The sequence below is a fragment of the Micromonospora psammae genome (assembly GCF_036902725.1).
Taxonomy (GTDB): Bacteria; Actinomycetota; Actinomycetes; order Mycobacteriales; family Micromonosporaceae; genus Micromonospora.
In genome coordinates this window covers 154254-171365 of the sequence record NZ_JBAKHM010000009.1, presented here as the reverse complement: position 1 = coordinate 171365, position 17112 = coordinate 154254, and the positions used below count along the sequence as shown (strand labels likewise).

Genomic DNA, 17112 nt, shown 5'->3' with positions numbered 1-17112 from the left:
TCGCTGTCCTACCCGCGCACTGCGATGGCGCGGATCATCCGGTGCCTATGGTGCAGCCGGGCGGTCAGCGGCTTCCATCGCTCGGCCCGAGGATTACGGCACTGCCAGAGTCGGCAGTCGCGGCGGTGAATCGTTTTCGTCATCAGCTCCAAAGGACGACGACACCCCGGGCACCACCTATGGCGACAGGGTGCCGGTGCCAGTGGCAGTGGCAGTGGCAGTGGCAGTGGCAGGTGCCGGTCCCAGTGCCTGCAACAACGCCAGCGCCGGGTTCGGCAGGTGCACGTCTGAGGGACGACCGGCTTCACCTACCGGACCTCGTGGGCCGCCGCAGCGGCTCCGGGCGCATGGTCCCGGCCGGTGTGGGACGCTCGGCGCGTGGGCATTATGTCCGTAAGGCGGCATCTGGCGGTTCAGGGAGGCCACCTGGTCTGGGTGGTGCCGGCGCTGGCCACGCTCACCGTCGGACTGGCCGGGATCGGCCACGCCCAACCGTGGCGGGACGAGTTGGCCACCTGGACCGCGGTCACCCGCCCGATCGGCGACCTGTTCCGGCTCACCGGCACCGTGGACGCCGCCACCGGGCCGTACTACCTGCTGCTGCACGGCTGGGTGGTGCTCTTCGGAGACTCGGCGACCGCGCTGCGGACACCGTCGGCGCTGGCGATGGCCGGGGCGGCCGGGCTGACCGCCGTACTCGGCCGGCGGCTGCTCGGGGCGCGCGCCGGGCTGCTCGCCGGCCTGGCCTTCACGGTCCTCCCCGGCACCTCGCGCTACGCCCAGGAGGCCCGCCCGTACGCGCTCACGACCCTGTTCGCGGTGCTGACCACCCTGCTGCTCGTCGCGGCGCTGGACCGGCCGGGCTGGACGCGCTGGGCCGGGTACGCCGCCGCCGTCGCCGGGCTCGGCCTGGCCCACCTGCTCGCCCTCACCCTGCTCGGCGCGCACGCGGTGGTGGTCCTGGTGGCATGGTGGCGCGGCCCCACGGCGGCCGGCCTCGGCGCGGGCGACCACTCGAGCCGGGCGCCCGCCCGGGACCGGCGGCTGCTGCGCTGGCCGCTGGCCCTGCTGCCCGCCGCCGCGGTGCTGGCGCCGCTGCTGCTCACCGCCCGGAGCCAGCGTTCCAACCAGCTCGACTGGGTGGAACCGGCCCGGCTGCCGGACCTGGCGGCGCTGCCCGGCGCGGTGGCGCAGAGTGGCGTGCTGGGCGGGCTGCTGGTCGGCCTCGCCGCGCTGGGCGCGGGCCGGGCGGGCCGGCGCGCCCTGGTGCCGGGCGTCTGCGTGCTGCTGCCCGTGCTGCTGGTCTACGTCGCCGCGCTGGCCGTACCCCTCTGGGTTCCGCGCTACCTGCTCTTCACCGTGCCCTTCGGCTGCCTGCTCGCGGGCGCGGCGCTGGCCGCGGTGCCGGCGCCGGCGGCGCTGGCCGTGGTGGTGCTGGCCGGGGGGCTGAGCCTGCCGGACCAGCAGGCGCTGCGGCGCAGCCACGGCTGGCCGCGCAGCGCCACCGTGGACTACCGGGGCGCGGCGGCGGTCATCGCGGCCGGGCAACGCCCCGGCGACGTCGTCGTCTACTCCCCCCGCGACGGCTGGCTCTTCCTCGACCTCGGGGTGGCGTACCACCTGGGCGCACGGCGGCCCCGGGACGTGCTGGTGGTACGCGAGCAGCGACAGCGGGCCGACCTGTGGGCCACCGAGTGTGCCCGACCCGCCGAGTGCCTGGCCGGCGCCGGGCGGGTCTGGCTGGTGGTCGCCGGACGTCGGGACGACCCGCTGGCCGCGGTGCCCGGCGCGAAGGGGGACGCGCTGCGCGCCGGCTTCACCGTCGAGCAGGTCCGCCCCCGCGCCGGGGTGACCGTCGCGCTGCTCAGCCGGCCCGGCTGAGCAGGACGAGTCGGACCCGCTCGAACTTCTTCTCCTCGACCACCTTGAACGTCCGCAGCAGCGCAGCCCGCTGCGGCGGCAACCCCTCCAGCGGGTCCGGGGAGTAGTTGGTGCAGATCAGCCAAATCCGCTCGGTGTCGCGCAGGCAGGCGGCGGCATCCTTGTCCTCGCACTCCGACGCGGAGTACGACCCCCGCTCGACGGACGTCCGGGCGAGGAAGACGTCCCGGGGCCGAGTGTCGTCGCGCATCTCGTAGTCGACCGCCTCGCGGCCGAGGTCGGAGAGCTTGCCGAAGACGTCGTTGTAGGCGAGCCCGTCGCCGGGCTTCATGTTCTCCCGCATGGCGTCGATGGCGCCCCGGTAGTCCGGCTGGCCGGCCACCGGGCTGGCCCGAACCACCCTCTGGTCCGGCTCCACCAAGAAGGCGAAGGCAGGGACCACGAGCACGGCAGGGATCAACCAGGACCAGGCGGCCGTGGAGCGCGGCAGGAGCCGCGCGACGGAGCAGGTGCCCAGGGCGGCGAGGATCGCCCAGGCGGGCAGGGTGAACAGCACGTAGCGGGGCAGGAACAGGTGCAGGACCGTAAAGGTCGCGTACGCGAAGACGGGCGGCAGCAGCGCCCAGGTGAGCAGGGCGGGCAGCATCAGGTTACCGGTGCGCCAGGCAACCACGGCGCCCCCGATGGCCAGAACGACGATCGCCGCCATCCCCGGCACGGAGAGAAAGAGGTCCCCCGGAAAGCGGAGAACTGCTGCGCCGTCCGCCTTGATCCACGAGATCGAGGCGGACTGGCCGGAGGCGACTGTCAGCAACGGAACGATGGCCAGTCCGGCACCGCCAACGTACCCCCACCACTGGTAGCGGCGTTTGTCGTCGCCGCCGGTGGTGCCACGCAGCACGATCAGCAGGTGGGCGGCGAGGACCAGGAGGGACACGAAGTGCAGCCATCCCATGGCCGCCACAGCGACCGCGTAGAGCACCCAACGCGCCCGCGCCGGCTTCTCCAGCGCGCGCAGCAGGAGCAGGGTCGAGACGGTGACACCCATCGTCACCAGCGCGTACGACCGGGCTTCCTGGGCGTACCGGGTGACCGCCGGGATGAGCACGAAAAGCAGGCCGGCCACCACCCCGGGACCGGTGCCGACCAGCCGACGGCCGATCAGCGTCGTGGCGGCTGCGGCAACGACCATGGCCACCAGCGAGGGCAGCCGCAGGGCCAGCGGGCCGTCGCCGGCGACCTGGATCCAGCCCCGGACGATCATCAGGTACGTGACGTGCACCAGGTCCGTGTTGGAGAGCAGGTGGCGCAGGTCCGCCGTGCCCAGCACGGCCGCGTGCCAGGTGGCGTACTCGTTGTTCCACATCTGCCGGTCGGCCAGACCACGGAGACCGACCGCGAGGGCGGCGAGGGCCGGCAACAGTGCCAGCCAGGCGGAGTGACGGGCCGGGCCTATCTGGACCGCAGGGCGGGTGTCGGCGGCGAGAGCGTCGGACGCCTGCGGACCGGCGAGGAGAAGCTGATTCGGCATTGTCCGCTCACTTCACCTGGAAGCCGTAGGTGGTGTTCTTCGCCCGTCTGCGGAACTCCCTGATCGCCGCGGCGTCGCGGTCGATGTTCCACTGGGCCGAACCGTTGTTGTTGAACCAGACGAATCCGATCACCCGGGGATCCTTCGCCGCCCCGGCGAAGAGATCCGCGATCCAGCCCGGCCGGGAGCTGCCCGGCTCACCCGCCGTCTCCATGATCATGAAGGGATTCCTGGTGAACGTGCGGACCTGACGCATGGTCGGGCCGAACAGCTCGGTGAAGGTGTTCTTGCCCTTGTGGGTGTAGTAGCCGTCGATACCGATCCAGTCGACGTACTCATCGCCCGGATAGAGCGGCTTGAGCTTGACGCTCGGCACCGGGTTGATGACGTTGGGCGTCCAGGTCCAGATGACGTTCGTGGCGTCGGCTGCGGCGAAGAGCTGGTGGATGTGCTTCCAGGCGGCGACGAAGTCGGCTGCCTTGTTGCCCTTCTTGCCCATGCCCCACGGGTACCAGCCGCCGTTCATCTCGTGGGCGAAGGTGAGCGCGACCGGCAGATTTACCTTTCGTACGCCAGCGGCGAACTTCTTGATGTACTCGTCGTGCTTACCCGCGGCGATGTCCGACAGCTTGGCGTTGAATGGTTCCCAGCGCACCGCCGGCAGCGCTCCGTACGAGTAGACCTGCCGTACCTCGTTCGCGGCGAAGCCGTCGTCGAAGCTCAGATAGATGGTGATCACGTTGGGCTTCTTGCCGGTCTTCTCGGCGAAGCCCTCGATCAGCTCCATCTTCGGCGGAGCGCCGTTGATGGCGACTCCCAGATACTTGCCGTCGGCCGGCTTGATCAGGTGCTTCGGGTCGTACGCGGGCAGCACCTCTGGCCCCTTGTCGACCTTTCCGGATCCCTGCGCGCGCCGGTCGGGGGCTGCGGTGCCGGCCAGCACCCGGGTGACGTCGAGGCTGGTCACCACGGCGTACTCGACAGCCGCGAGCGAGATCAGCATCGCCGCGACAATCAGATGACGGGTCTTCACTTGACCACCTCGACGTCCTTGACCGGGTCCACCAGGAGCGCCTGGGCAACGATCACGAGATAGAAGACCGCGCTGAGGAAAGCGGGCAGGAAGATCAGCGGTTCCGGGTCGGTCACCATCCGCCAGGCGGCGATCCCGGCCCAGACCACGCCGCTGCCGGCGGTCCAGTACCGCATTCCGGTCCAGAGCCGCTTGGTCTTGCTCTTCTTCGCGGTGCCGCCGGTGGGCTGCCAGCCCATCCGCCGGCCGCGGATGATGTCGATGATGGCGTAGGCGTGCGCCCAGCCGTAGATCATCTTGACCGTCCAGCTCTCCAGCCCGTAGCGGTTCTTGTGCCAGAACGGGAAGATGATCATGTTGTAGATGACGCTGGGCACGATGAGCAGGTAGTTCGCCAGCGCGATCTGGTCCGCGAACGCGGTCAGCATCAGCACCGGGATGATCGGCGCGACGAAGGTGAACAACCCGGTGTGCAGGTAGTAGCAGAAGCCGGAGATGTAGCTCAGCCGGGCCCGCCAACGCAGCTTGGTCGACCAGAACTTCTTCGAGCCGAGCAGGCTCATCGAGCCGGCGCACCAGCGGTACTGCTGGGTGAAGAACGAGTCGACGTCGGCCGGGCAGAGGCCGGCGGCCAGCACGACCGGGATGTAGCGCAGGTTCCAGCCCTGCATCCGCAGGTCGAAGCCGGTGTGCACGTCCTCGGAGTGCTCGATCAGGGTGGACCCACCGATCGAGAAGAGCGCGTCCCGTCGGTAGATCGCGCAGCTGCCGACGCAGATCGCCGAGTCGTGCGCCTGCCGGGAGACCTGCACCGACCGGTAGAACAGCTCCTGCACCGCGCCGGCGCCCCGCTCGACCCAGGTCTGCCCCATGTGGACCCGGAAGTACTGCGGCGACTGCACGATGCCGGCCTTCGGCTCGGCGTCGAACCAGGGCAGCATCTGGTCGAGCATGTCCTTGCGCGGGACGAAGTCGGCGTCGAGGACCAGGATGAAGTCGCTCATGGTGCGCTCGAAGGCGTACCGCATGTTGCCGGCCTTCTTGAACCAGCCCCGGTTGGGTCGGCGCTGGTAGACGAAGCCGAAGGCGAGCGCCATCCGCTCCATCGCCTCGTTGGGCGAGTCGTCGAGCACGTAGACGGTGACTTCGCCGCGGTAGTGCCGGCCCATCGCCCGTACGTGCTCCCAGGTGTTGCGCAGCACGTGCGGCGGCTCGCCGCAGACCGGCAGGAAGACGTCCACGGTCGGGTAGCGCGCCGGCCGCCAGTTGCGTACCAGCTCCTGGTGGCGCTCCATGTCGAAGCCGGGCGTGAAGAGGTTCACGCAGAGCGAGATGACGTAGTAGACGACGGTGAAGAAGAGCAGCGGGGCGAGCAGCCACAGCCACGGGGTCAGCCGGACGAAGAGCAGCTGGCTGGTGATCAGGCAGCCGAAGCTGACCAGGGACGGCACCATCAGCGCCGCCATCCGCCGTCGGCGGTAGGAGACCAGTTCCTCGTCGGTCGGCGGCAGCGGCACCGGGGCGTACGCGGGGCGGGTCGACGGCGTCGCACCGGCCCGCCGCGGCGTCCACTTCGACAGCTGACTCGGTACCCGGAACTCCGCGGTCGGCTCCGGCACGGTCGCCGGCTCGACCATCGGTGGTGAGGTCATCGCCCCGTCTCCCCCCGCTCGCCAAGCAGCAGGCTCGTCCCGGCAGAGCGGGCGAGTCGTCGCCAACCGCGTCCAGGGAGCCGGGCACGGTGATCCGACCGTGTCTGCTTGGGGTTGATGCAGAAAACTATTCAGCCGCTTTCATGGTGTCAATCCGTCGAAAAGCAGCAAAAGCCACATCGGGCATCGAACAGCCGGCCGGTCTCGTCACAATGAGCTGAACGGCCAGTACTGATCGGACCGGAGAGCGGACGGGCGAAGTACCGGATCAGGCCTTCGCCAGTGGCACGACCAGCACCGCCTCGGTGCCGCCGGTGGCCCCGTCCCGCAGCTCGATGGTGCCGCGCAGCTCCCCCGTGACGAGCGCCCGGACGATCTGCAGGCCCAACCGGCCGCCGCGCTCGGCGTCGAACTCGGCGGGCAGGCCCCGTCCGTTGTCGGTCACCGAGACGTGCAACTGCTTGCGGAACCGGTGCGCCGAGACGACCACCTCGGCCGCCCCGTCCGCGCCGGGGCCGGCGCCGTCCTCGCCCACCGGCGGGAAGCCGTGCTCGACGGCGTTGAGCAGCAGTTCGTTGAGGACCATCACCAGCGAGGTGGCGATCTCGGCCGGCAGCACCCCGAAGCTGCCCCGGCGCCGCATGCCGACCGACACCTCGGTCGCCGCGACCTCGGTCGCCGCGCTGGCCACCCGGTCGACGATGCCGTCGAACTCGACCGCCTCGTCGCTGGACATGGAGAGCGTCTCGTGGACCAGGGCGATCGAGGCGACCCGGCGCACCGACTCCTCCAGGGCGACCCGGGCCTCCGGCATGGACACCCGGCGGGCCTGGAGGCGCAGCAGCGCCGCGACGGTCTGGAGGTTGTTCTTCACCCGGTGGTGGATCTCCCGGATGGTGGCGTCCTTGGTGATCAGGGCGCGGTCGCGGCGGCGTACCTCGGTGATGTCGCGGACCAGGACCAGGGCGCCGATCGGCACGCCGGCGGGCATCAACGGCAGCGCCCGGGTCAGCATCGTCGCGCCCCGGGCGTCGATCTCCCGCCGGGGCGGCGCCTCGCCGCGCAGCGCGGCGAGGATGCCGTTGGCGGCGTCGGTGCCCTCCAGCGGGTCGCCGGCGAGCCGGCGGTGCAGCTTGGCCAGGTCCTCCCCGACCAGGTGGGAGGCGTAGCCCAGCCGCCGGTACGCCGACTGCGCGTTGGGGCTGGCGTAGGTGACCTTGCCGTTGGCGTCCAGCCGGACGAGGCCGTCGCCGACCCGGGGCGCGGAGGTGGTCTCCCCCGGATGCCGGGGCGGCGGGAAGGTGCCGTCCGCGATCATCTGGGCGAGGTCGTCGGCGGTGGTGAGGTAGTTCAGCTCCAGCTGGCTGGGCGTACGGGCGGTGGAGAGGTTGGTGTCCCGGCCCACCACGGCGACGACCTCGTCGGTCTCACCGTCGGCGGAGCGCAGCCGGACCGGGATCGCCTCGTGCCGGGCCGGCACGTCGCCGTACCAGACCGGGTCGCCCTCCCGCCAGATCCGGCCCTGCCGGTGGGCGACCTCCAGGTGCGCCACCTCCGGCCCGCCGACGATTCGGCCCACCTGGTCGTCCAGGTACGCGGTGGGCGCGGTGGTCGGGCGGACCTGGGCCACGCAGAGGAACGTCCCGTCGCCGTCCACCGGCACCCAGAGCAGCAGGTCGGCGAAGGAGAGGTCCGACAGCAGCTGCCAGTCCCCGGCGATCCGGTGCAGGTGGTCGATGTCGCCCGGACGGAGCTGGGTGTGCTCCTCGGCAAGGTCGCGCAGCGTGGACACGCCGTTCAGCCTGCCACGCCGGGCTCACATCGTCGCGGTGACCTTCTTCAGCCCGCGCGGCGCATCGGGGTCCTCGCCGCGGGCCAGCGCCAGCGCCAGCGCGAGGCGCTGCAGCGGCAGGATGTCCAGCAGCGGGGCGTACCGCTCGTCGACCTCGGGGACGGCGATCCGGGTCGCGCCCTCCACCTCGGCGGAGCCGACCACCACCACGTCAGCCCGGCGCTCACCGAGCCGGGGCAGCACCTCTCCCATGGATCGGCCGCCGGGGCCGGAACCGACCACGGCCAGCACCGGCACGTCGGGGTCGGTCATCGCGAGGGGTCCGTGCAGCAGGTCGGCGCCGGAGAAGGCGAGCGCCGGCAGGTACGAGGTCTCCATCAGCTTCAGCGCCGCCTCCCGGGCGGTCGGGTAGGCGTACCCCCGGCCGGTGGCGACGAGCTGGCCGGCGAACCGGTAGCGCGGGGCGAGCTGGGCGGGAGTGTCGTCGGCCAGGGTCTGCTCGGCCAGCGCGGGCAGGGCGTCCAGCGCCGCCCGCTCCTGCGCCGGCAGCGCCCCGTCGCCGGCCCGGACCCCCTCCACCAGCATCAGCAGGGCGAGCAGCTCGGCGGTGTACGTCTTGGTGGCGGCGACCGCCCGCTCGTGGCCGGCGGCGATGTCGACGCTCAGCTCGGCCGCGTCGGCGAGCGCCGAGTCGGGGTTGTTGGTCACCGCCAGGGTGAGCGCGCCGGAGGCGCGGGCCGCGCGCAGCACCTCGGTCAGGTCGGGTGAGCCGCCGCTCTGGCTGACCCCGATCACCAGCGCCTCGGAGAGGTCGGGCCGGGCCCCGTAGATGGTGACCGCGCTCGGCGAGGCGAGCCCGGCGGGCAGGCCGAGACGGATCTCGGTGAGGTACGCGCCGTAGAGGGCGGCGTGGTCGGAGGTGCCCCGGGCGGTGAACACGACGTGTCGTGGGCGCCGCCGGGCGATGACCGCCGCCACCCGGGCGATCGCGTCGGCCTGCTCGGCGGAGAGCAACCGGGCGTATCCGGCCGGCTGCTCCTCGATGTCGGCGGCCATGCCGGCCCCTGGACGCGTCACGGAAAGCTCCTCCCTGCGCGTTAGCCGCGCGTTTCATGCTCAGTCTTGCACGCATGATCAGATGAGAGCAATCTTCCGAACAACAACGAGCAGTGGATCACCAGATCGACGCGACATCCCCTAGGCTTGCCCCCCGGCAACCCACCCGAGAGCGAGAGGCCGACGTGACGGAGGGACGTGACGAACCCGCGCTGTCCACGGCGGAGGAACTCGCCCTCGCCCGGCTCGCGTTGGACGAGGGCGACCTGCGGGGCGCGGCCGACCACCTGACCGCCGCCCTGGTCCAGGCGCCGACCCTGCCCGAGGTGCACGAGATCCTCGCCCGGATCGCCGCCGCCTCCGGCGGCGACCTCGACCTCTTCCCGCTGGGCCACCACGCCTTCGTCGGCGCCGTGGTGGCCCGCGCCCATCTGCTCGCCGCCGCCGGACGCCCGGCCGAGGGGCTCGACCTGCTGGTCGCCGCCACCGGCCACGCGCCGGGTGTGGACTGGGCCGGCGTGCCCTGGGTGACCGCGCCCGAGCTGGTCGAACGGCTCGACCCGGACCGCGCCGCCCGGATCCTGATGCAGATCTGCGCGGCGGTGCCGGACCCGGCGCCCCGGGCCACCCGGGCGCCGCTGCGGCCGTACCTGACGCTCGCCCGGCACGCGGTCGACGCGCATCCCGACCAAGCCCTGCTGCTGGGCGCGGCGTCCGCGTTGGCCCGGCGGATCGGCGAGGTCACCCTCGCCGTCACCTGGGCCAGCCGGGGGGTACGCGCGCAGCCGTCCAAACTCGGCGAGGTGTGGCTCGGGTACGCGTACCGCAGCGCCGGCCGGACCCGCGACGCCCTGGCGGCGCTGGAACGGGCCGTCGGGCACGATCCCGACGACCTGGCGGTCTACGCGGACATCGCCGGCACCCTGGCCGACACCGGCCGCCTCGACCAGGCCATCGGGTGGATCGACCGGGCGCTGGCCCGGGACCCCGGCTTCGACTGCGCGGTGCACACCGCCCACCGGCTGCGCTTCCTGCGCGACGGCGACGTGGCCCACCTGATCGCCCTGGCCGACTTCGTCCGCGACAACCCCGACGACACCCACGAGCACGGCGACCTCGCCGAGTGCTGCCGCGCCCGGCCCTGGCTCGGCCAGGTGACGCCGGCGGCCGGCGCGATGGTCGACGCGCTGCGCCGGGCCCTCGCCGCCGACGGCCCGCCGGGCGGGGCCGTACGCCTGGCGGCGCTGGAACCGCCGAGCGCGATGCGGACGGTCACGGCGGCGGTGCCCGGCCTCGCGGTCGAGGTCACCGGGGTCGCCGACCCGGACCCGCGGGAGCCGCGCCGGGCCGACGCCTGCCCGCTGTGGCGGTACGACGGCACGGTCGCCGCGCCCACCCTGCCGGTCCCGTCCACCGCGGCGGCGGACCGGGTCAGCCAGCTCGCCCACCCGGCCTGGCCGCACCCGCCGGCCGCGTACGACGCGGCGGTGGGGCTGGCCACCCTGGAGCTGACCGACCTGCTGGGCCTGCTGGTGCACCCGCCCGAGGCGCCGGCCACCGCGCTCGGCCGGGTGCTGGCCGGGCAGGACCCCTCGCTCTGGGTGCGCTGCGTGCAGGTCTGGGCCTGCCTGGGGCTGCTGCACCACCGCACCGACGAGCCGTGGCCGGACTCGACCCGGCGCCGGGTGCTGGTGGAGCTGGTCTGGGGCGTGGAGGACTGGATCACCGAAGCCGCCCTCTTCGCCCTGGTCACGGCCGCCTGGGTCCACCCCGAGGTACGCCCCGACGTGGCCCGCGTGGTGGCCGAGCGGCTCGGTGACGTGGCGACCGTGGCCCGGGTGCGACCGGTGCCGATCGCCGTCTCCCTGGCGCACCTGGCGCTCGCCACGCCGGCCCTGGACCCGACCACCACCGCCCTCGCCCACCGGCTGATCGGCGATGGCGCCGTCGGCCCGCACCGGCGGGGCATTCTGACCCGCCTCTGGCGCCGCCTGACCGCCCCGTTCCGCCGCCCCTGATTCCGCCCGACCTCCACCCCCGGCACCGCCGCAGGACTCCCCAGGTCGACGTGGTTCGCGGCAGGCCGCGGTGTCGACGGCGCGGGGAGGCCCAAGATCACACCGTTTGCGGCGTGTCGGGGGGTCTACGGCGCTGGACACCCCGACACGCCGCAAACAGTGTCGATCATCGGCCGGAGACGCGGCTCGGCCGGGACCTACCGGGCCGGGCGGCGGCGCGGCCGGTGGTGTACCCGGGCCGGCAACGCGGCGCGGCCGCGGCGTACCCGGGCAGGGGACGACGCGGCCGCGACGGACCGGCGGGAGTCAGGCCACCGGGGCCCGGCCGAGAGCGACCTCGGCCTGCTCCTCGCCGGTGGCGTCCGCGGGCGGGGCGTCGTTGGCCGAGCGCAGCGGCACCTCCTTGACGAACCAGGCGAGCACGGGCACGGCGACGGTGAAGAGCACCGCCCAGAAGAAGACGTGCGAGATGGCGTCGGAGAGGCCGCCCAGGACCGACTCGCGCAGCTGCGCCGGCAACCCCTTGAGCTGCTCCAGGTCCATCCCGCCTCCCTCGCCGACCCCGCCGCTGAACGCGCTGCCGGCGGCGGAGTCGGCGAGCCGGTTGGCGAAGATCGCGCCGAAGAGCGAGATGCCGAACGAGCCGCCGATGGAGCGGAAGAAGGTGGCCGCGCCGCTGGCCGCGCCGAGGTCCTTCTGCTCGACGCTGTTCTGCGCGATCAGCATCGTGGTCTGCATGAGGAAGCCCATGCCGACCCCGAGCACGATCATGTAGAGCGAGGACTCGAGCTTGCTGGTGTCGACGTCCAGCCGGGTCAGCAGGGCCAGGCCGGCGGCCATCACCACCCCGCCGACGATCGGGAACAGCCGGTACCGGCCGGTCTTCGTGATCGCCCGGCCCACCACCAGCGAGACCACCAGCATGCCGAACATCAGCGGGAGCAGGAGCAGGCCGCTGTTGGTGGCCGAGGCGCCCTGCACGGTCTGCTGGTAGAGCGGCAGGAAGTTCATCGCGCCGAACATGGCGAAGCCGAGCAGGAAGCCGATCACGGAGATCAGGGCGAAGTTGCGGTTGGCGAAGAGCCCGAGGGGCAGGATCGGCTCGGCGGCCCGCCGCTCGACGAAGCCGAAGACGACCAGGGCGAGCAGAGCCAGCGCCGAGAGGCCGAGGATCTGCGGCGAGGCCCAGTCGTACTCGTTGCCACCCCACGTGGTGACCAGCACGATCGCGGTGATGCCGACGGAGAGCAGCGCCGCGCCCAGCCAGTCGATCCGGTGCTCGGTCCGGTACTTGGGCAGGTGCATGGTGGCGATCAGCAGGACCAGGGCGACGCCGCCGAGCGGCAGGTTGACGTAGAACGCCCAGCGCCACGAGAGGTGGTCGGTGATGAAGCCGCCGACCAGCGGCCCGGCCACCATGGCGATGGCCATGATGCCGGCGATCATGCCCTGGTAGCGGCCCCGCTCGCGGGGCGGCACCAGGTCACCGATGATCGCCATCACGCCGACCATCAGGCCGCCGGCGCCGAGGCCCTGCACGGCGCGGAAGGCGATCAGCTCGATCATGCCGTTGTCGGGGCCGCCGAGCATGTCCGAGCCGGCCATGCCGCAGAGCGCCGAGCCGATCAGGAAGACGACCACCGAGGTCAGGAAGACCGCCTTGCGGCCGTAGAGGTCGCCCAGCTTGCCCCAGATCGGGGTGGAGACCGTGGTGCCCAGCACGTACGCGGTGACCACCCAGGTGAAGTGGTCCACGCCGCCGAACTCGCCGACGATCCGCGGCAGCGCGGTGCTGACGATCATGTTGTCGAGCATCGCGAGCATCATCGCGATCATCAGGCCGAACAGCACGACCCGGACATTGGGTCTCGCCGCCGTCTGGCTTTCCTGACTCATGGGTAGGCTCCCCCCCGAGAAGTGACGCACTTACTTGCCGCCCGGCCAGTTAGCTTACTAGCCGCACGGTAAGTTGGTGGACGAGAGACCGTCAAGCGAGTTGGGTGGTGCGGGTGAGGGAGAGCACAGGCGGCACGCGGCAACGCATTCAGGCCGTCGCGCTGGAACTCTTCACCGAGCAGGGGTACGAGAAGACCTCGCTGCGGGAGATCGCCGAGCGGTTGAACGTGACCAAGGCCGCGCTCTACTACCACTTCAAGAGCAAGGACGAGATCGTCAACAGCTTCGTCGAGGACCGGCTGCGCCGGATGGACGAGCTGATCGAGTGGTCGCGGTCGCAACCGGCCGGCCGGGCCACCCGGCAGGCCCTGATCGGCCGGTACGCCGACGCGATGTTCGCCAGTGAGCAGCCCTCGGTGATGCGGTTCTTCGAGCAGAACCAGACGGTGCTGAAGAGCCTTCCCGCCGGGCAGCAGATGCGCGAACGGATGCTGCGCCTGGCCGACGAGCTCTGCCAGGGCGACGACTCCCCGGCCGCCCAGCTCCGGGCCGCGCTGTCGCTCTTCGCCGTGCACAGCAGCTGGTTCGCCGTACGCACGCCGCACATCACCGACGCCGAGCGCAAGAAGATCGCCCTCGACGTCGCCGACGAACTGCTCACCGGGATCGGCGGGCAGACTCCCCGCGCCGGTCAGGACTGACCGGTCAGGGCCGGGCGGTCAGCGCCAGGCGCAGACCCAGCAGGTCCACCCCGGGCAGGGGCGAGAAGTCCTTCTCGGGGGCGCGGACGAAACCGAGCCGTTCGTAGAGTCGGTGCGCCGCGCCGGCGAAGCCGCTGCGTACGCAGATCACCACCGCCGAGCAGCCGCGCGCGGCGGCCCGCTCGACGCAGGCCCGGGCCAGGGCCGCCCCGGCGCCGCGACCCTGGGCGGCCGGGTCGACGGCCAGCATCCGGAACTCGGCCTCGCCGGGGCCGGCGAGCTCGGCGTAGCGGGTGCCGGGCAGCACGAAGGTCACCGACCCGAGCACCTCACCGGTCACCTCGTCGGCGGCCACCAGCACCTCGCCGTGCTCGGCCCGAACGGCCACGTCGGCGAGCACGTCGGCGTACCCGTTCTCGCCCTTGAGCTGCCCGTCCGCCTCGTACGCGGCGACCGTCAGCCGGGCGACCGCGGCGAAGTCCGCCGGGGTCGCCGGACGGACCAGCGGGCCGATCAACCGATCACCGCGATCAGGTCACCGTCCTGCACGACGTCGCCCTCGTTGACCGCGAGCTGCGTGACGACACCGTCGGACTCGGCCACGACCGGGATCTCCATCTTCATCGACTCGAGGATCACCAGGGTGTCCCCCTCGGACACGGTGTCCCCGGCCGACGCGACGACCTTCCAGACGTTGGCCACCATCTCGGCGCGGATCTCCTCGGCCATGTTCCGGCCCTCCCTCTCGCGATTGTCTGCCGACGTATCCAATCATGCGGCGGCACCCGGTGGGCGGGGAGCGGCCGCGTGCCACGTCGGCGACAGTGGACGCCACGCGGCCCGGCCCGCCCCGGCCGACCACGGCGGGTGGCGGCGGCACTAGCATCAGCGGGTCGGACCCTGGCGCCGGGAGGACCGGTGCGTGCACCGGCGCCGAGGGTCGTGCGCAGGGATCCGACCCATCACGAGGAGGTCAGCATGGCGAAGAAGGCCCGGAAGAAGAAGGCCCGGAAGAAGAGCGGCGCGAACCACGGCAAGCGCCCCACCTCCTGATCCTGCGCGGCGGCCGCCCGCCGCGGTGACCAGCAGCGCCGGCCCACGGGCCGGACACACCGGTGGCCCGGGTCGAGTCGACCCGGCCCACCGTTTCGTCGGCTGTGCTCAGCGCTTCGTCGTCGCCGCTCAGTCGGCGAGTTCGCGCGACTCGCTGACCTCGAAGACCACCAGCTCGGTGAGCCGGACCCGCAGCCGCTCGCGCAGCTGGTCGGGGGCGGTCTCGTTGCCGCAGCAGCGGGCCACGAGCGCCTTCACCTCCTGCTCGATGCCGTACTCGCGCAGGCAGGGCCCGCACTCGTCGAGGTGGTGACGGATCAGGCCGCGCCGCTCCTCGGCGCACTCGAGATCCAGGTAGAGGTAGACCTCCGCGAGGATCTCGCGGCAGTCCGTCTCGTGCGGCTTCCCACAGCTCACGTCACACCTCCCGGCCGGCAGCGGCGGTCGAGCCCTTCGAGGACTGGGCGGAGCTGAAACCACGCTCCGCCGCGTAGCGCTCGAGCAGCTTGCGCAGATTACGTCGGCCGCGGTGCAGCCGCGACATCACCGTCCCGATGGGCGTGCCCATGATGTCGGCGACCTCCTTGTAGGAGAAGCCCTCGACATCGGTGAGGTACACCGCCAGGCGGAACTCCTCCGGCAACTGCTGGAGGGCCTCCTTGACGTCGCTGTCCGGGAGCCGGTCCAGCGCCTCGGTCTCGGCCGACCGCAACCCGCTGGAGGTGTGCGACTCGGCCTCGGCGAGCTGCCAGTCGGTGATCTCGTCGGTGGGCGCCTGGATCGGCTGGCGCTGCCGCTTGCGGTAGGAGTTGATGTAGGTGTTGGTCAGGATCCGGTAGAGCCAGGCCTTCAGGTTGGTGCCCTGCTCGAACTGGTGGAAGGCGGCGTACGCCTTCAGGTACGTCTCCTGGACCAGGTCCTCGGCATCCGCCGGGTTGCGCGTCATGCGCAGCCCGGCAGCGTAGAGCTGATCGACGAAGGGCATCGCGTCCCGCTCGAAGCGGGCCCTGCGCTCGTCCGTCTTTTCGGTGGTCAACCGCACATCCCCTCGCGTCGGATGCTTTCCCGCCGAGGATACGCGGGCCGATCGTCCCGCAGATTCAGTTCCGCCGGGTGTGCTGGTGCTCACCACAGCCGGACCGCCCACCGTCACGGGCCAGTCCGGTCCGCCCAGCAGCTGTCTGAGCTGCCGCGCTCCCCGTTCGTCCCGCTCCCGGCTCCGTGTCTCGGTCGGCACCGGTCACCCCCCTCGCCAGATTCGTCGTCCGGGGGGTGCAACGCCGCCGCACGGGCGGGACATTCCACCCGACCGCCCCGTTCCTGGTCCCGGCCCCGGCGAAGCCGACGCTGGGACCAGGAAGGGCCTGGGAGGATGGCCCCGACCGCCCGAACCGGGCAGCCGGCACCATCCGGAGCAACGAGGAGCCCCGGCGGCCGGAAACGGCCCCCGCGAGGTGCGGCCGGGCACGCACCCGCGCGGCGGCGGACGGCAGCGGACGGCGGCGGCAGCCAGTCATGCATGCATGCATGATCACGCTGGATCCTGGAAGTAGTGGCGTCCGACCTTCGGCGAGGCCACTACTTCCAGGATCGAGCACGATCTTGAGGGGTTACGCCGACGCGAGCGCGGAGGCGGCGACGCGAGCGCGGAGACGGCACGGACGCGGAGACGGCGGCACGGGGGACCGACCGTCACGGCGCGGACGGGCGCGGCGACACGACGGCACGGGGACGGGCTCGGCGACACGACGGCACGGGGACGGGCTCGGCGACACGGGGACGGGCGCGGCGACACGGGGACGGGCGCGGCGACCCGGCGGCACGGGGACGGTCAGCGGGACGTCAGGCCCAGCTCGCGCAGCCAGCCGAGCACCGCGTCGGCCGTCCCGGCCGGGTCCCCGCGCAGGTCGTGGCGCTCCCCCGGGCGGACCACCACCCGGACCCCGCTGCCGGCGGCGGGCACCCCGAACGGGTCCCGGTCGCCGTTGACCACCAGCGTCGGCAGCCCGGTGCGCAGCTCCTCCGCGCGGGACCGCTCCGGGCGACCCGGCGGGTGCAGCGGGAAGGCCAACGCGACCACCCCGACGGCACCCACGGCGGCAGCGGTCCGGCAGGCCACCCGGGCACCGCTGGACCGGCCGCCGACCAGCAACGGCAGCTCCAGGTGCCGGGCGCGCAGCACCGCCAGCACGGCCGTCCACGCCTCGTCGAGGTGGCCGGCCGGGGCCGGCGCCCGCCGCCCGGCGACCCGGTACGGCTGGGTCACCCGGGCCACCGCCACCCCCGAGCCGAGCACGGCGTCGCGGACCGCGAGCAGGTCCGGGGCGTCGACGTCGCCGCCCGCCCCGTGCCCGAGCACGAGCAGGGCGGTCGGTGGACCGGCCGGCAGGTCGGTGTCGACCCGCGCCGGGCCCCGGGGGGTGTCGATCTCGTCGCGGTGCGGCACGGGTCCATTCTGCGTCCCGTGCGCCCCGGCCGGATGTGCGACGACGCAGCCGG

The 17112-nt window shown here is 72.6% G+C and carries 15 protein-coding genes; 4 read left to right on the top strand and 11 right to left on the bottom strand.

What is annotated here, in order from left to right; translation table 11 throughout:
- Nucleotides 1-387: 387 nt before the first annotated feature.
- Entirely contained in the window at nucleotides 388-1881 is a 1494-nt protein-coding gene (locus tag V6U79_RS14070; RefSeq protein WP_334614884.1) for a glycosyltransferase family 39 protein, read from the top strand.
- Here the strand turns inward: V6U79_RS14070 and V6U79_RS14065 are convergent.
- From V6U79_RS14065 to V6U79_RS14045, 5 genes are all read right to left on the bottom strand, one after another.
- Complete coding sequence (locus V6U79_RS14065; RefSeq protein ID WP_334614883.1) at nucleotides 1865-3412, bottom strand: glycosyltransferase family 39 protein; 1548 nt, start codon at nucleotides 3410-3412, stop codon at nucleotides 1865-1867. The genes V6U79_RS14070 and V6U79_RS14065 overlap by 17 nt on opposite strands.
- 7 nt (nucleotides 3413-3419) lie before the next feature.
- Nucleotides 3420-4445 (bottom strand): glycoside hydrolase family 26 protein, encoded by a 1026-nt coding sequence (locus V6U79_RS14060; protein ID WP_334614882.1) that lies wholly within the window; start codon nucleotides 4443-4445, stop codon nucleotides 3420-3422.
- Entirely contained in the window at nucleotides 4442-6097 is a 1656-nt protein-coding gene (locus tag V6U79_RS14055; RefSeq protein WP_334614881.1) for a glycosyltransferase family 2 protein, read from the bottom strand. The genes V6U79_RS14060 and V6U79_RS14055 overlap by 4 nt, the downstream gene beginning before the upstream one ends.
- A 268-nt stretch (nucleotides 6098-6365) precedes the next feature.
- Nucleotides 6366-7889 (bottom strand): histidine kinase N-terminal domain-containing protein, encoded by a 1524-nt coding sequence (locus tag V6U79_RS14050; protein WP_334614880.1) that lies wholly within the window; start codon nucleotides 7887-7889, stop codon nucleotides 6366-6368.
- 24 nt (nucleotides 7890-7913) lie between these two features.
- A complete protein-coding gene (locus tag V6U79_RS14045; protein WP_334614904.1) occupies nucleotides 7914-8945 on the bottom strand; it encodes an SIS domain-containing protein in 1032 nt (343 codons plus the stop codon).
- Between the two features lie 185 nt (nucleotides 8946-9130).
- Between V6U79_RS14045 and V6U79_RS14040 the strand changes: the two genes are divergently transcribed.
- Nucleotides 9131-10963, top strand: coding sequence for a tetratricopeptide repeat protein (locus V6U79_RS14040; RefSeq protein WP_334614879.1), 1833 nt, complete (start codon nucleotides 9131-9133; stop codon nucleotides 10961-10963).
- A 306-nt stretch (nucleotides 10964-11269) separates the two neighbouring features.
- Here V6U79_RS14040 and V6U79_RS14035 read toward each other — a convergent pair whose 3' ends face one another.
- Nucleotides 11270-12859, bottom strand: coding sequence for an MDR family MFS transporter (locus tag V6U79_RS14035; RefSeq protein ID WP_334524400.1), 1590 nt, complete (start codon nucleotides 12857-12859; stop codon nucleotides 11270-11272).
- A gap of 107 nt (nucleotides 12860-12966) precedes the next feature.
- Between V6U79_RS14035 and V6U79_RS14030 the strand changes: the two genes are divergently transcribed.
- Nucleotides 12967-13560 (top strand): TetR/AcrR family transcriptional regulator, encoded by a 594-nt coding sequence (locus V6U79_RS14030; protein WP_334524403.1) that lies wholly within the window; start codon nucleotides 12967-12969, stop codon nucleotides 13558-13560.
- A gap of 4 nt (nucleotides 13561-13564) precedes the next feature.
- On the opposite strand, the gene V6U79_RS14025 is transcribed toward V6U79_RS14030, so the two are convergent.
- Together V6U79_RS14025 and V6U79_RS14020 are read right to left on the bottom strand one after the other, a co-directional pair.
- Nucleotides 13565-14074, bottom strand: coding sequence for a GNAT family N-acetyltransferase (locus tag V6U79_RS14025; protein ID WP_334524545.1), 510 nt, complete (start codon nucleotides 14072-14074; stop codon nucleotides 13565-13567).
- Complete coding sequence (locus tag V6U79_RS14020) at nucleotides 14074-14289, bottom strand: biotin/lipoyl-binding carrier protein (protein WP_334524406.1); 216 nt, start codon at nucleotides 14287-14289, stop codon at nucleotides 14074-14076. Before V6U79_RS14020 ends, V6U79_RS14025 begins: the two co-directional genes overlap by 1 nt.
- A 249-nt stretch (nucleotides 14290-14538) precedes the next feature.
- Here V6U79_RS14020 and V6U79_RS29795 point away from each other — a divergent pair, with 249 nt between their 5' ends.
- The gene (locus V6U79_RS29795) at nucleotides 14539-14613 is read left to right on the top strand and encodes a 50S ribosomal protein bL37 (protein ID WP_442933774.1); all 75 of its coding nucleotides are present in this window, start codon (nucleotides 14539-14541) and stop codon (nucleotides 14611-14613) included.
- 129 nt (nucleotides 14614-14742) lie between these two features.
- On the opposite strand, the gene rsrA is transcribed toward V6U79_RS29795, so the two are convergent.
- From rsrA to V6U79_RS14005, 3 genes are all read right to left on the bottom strand, one after another.
- A complete protein-coding gene (gene rsrA / locus V6U79_RS14015; RefSeq protein ID WP_334524408.1) occupies nucleotides 14743-15030 on the bottom strand; it encodes a mycothiol system anti-sigma-R factor in 288 nt (95 codons plus the stop codon).
- A 1-nt stretch (nucleotide 15031) separates the two neighbouring features.
- Nucleotides 15032-15850: a sigma-70 family RNA polymerase sigma factor gene (locus tag V6U79_RS14010; protein ID WP_334524410.1), complete on the bottom strand. Its 819-nt coding sequence runs from the start codon at nucleotides 15848-15850 to the stop codon at nucleotides 15032-15034.
- A 594-nt stretch (nucleotides 15851-16444) separates the two neighbouring features.
- Complete coding sequence (locus V6U79_RS14005; protein ID WP_334524413.1) at nucleotides 16445-17059, bottom strand: alpha/beta hydrolase family protein; 615 nt, start codon at nucleotides 17057-17059, stop codon at nucleotides 16445-16447.
- Nucleotides 17060-17112 lie beyond the last annotated feature (53 nt).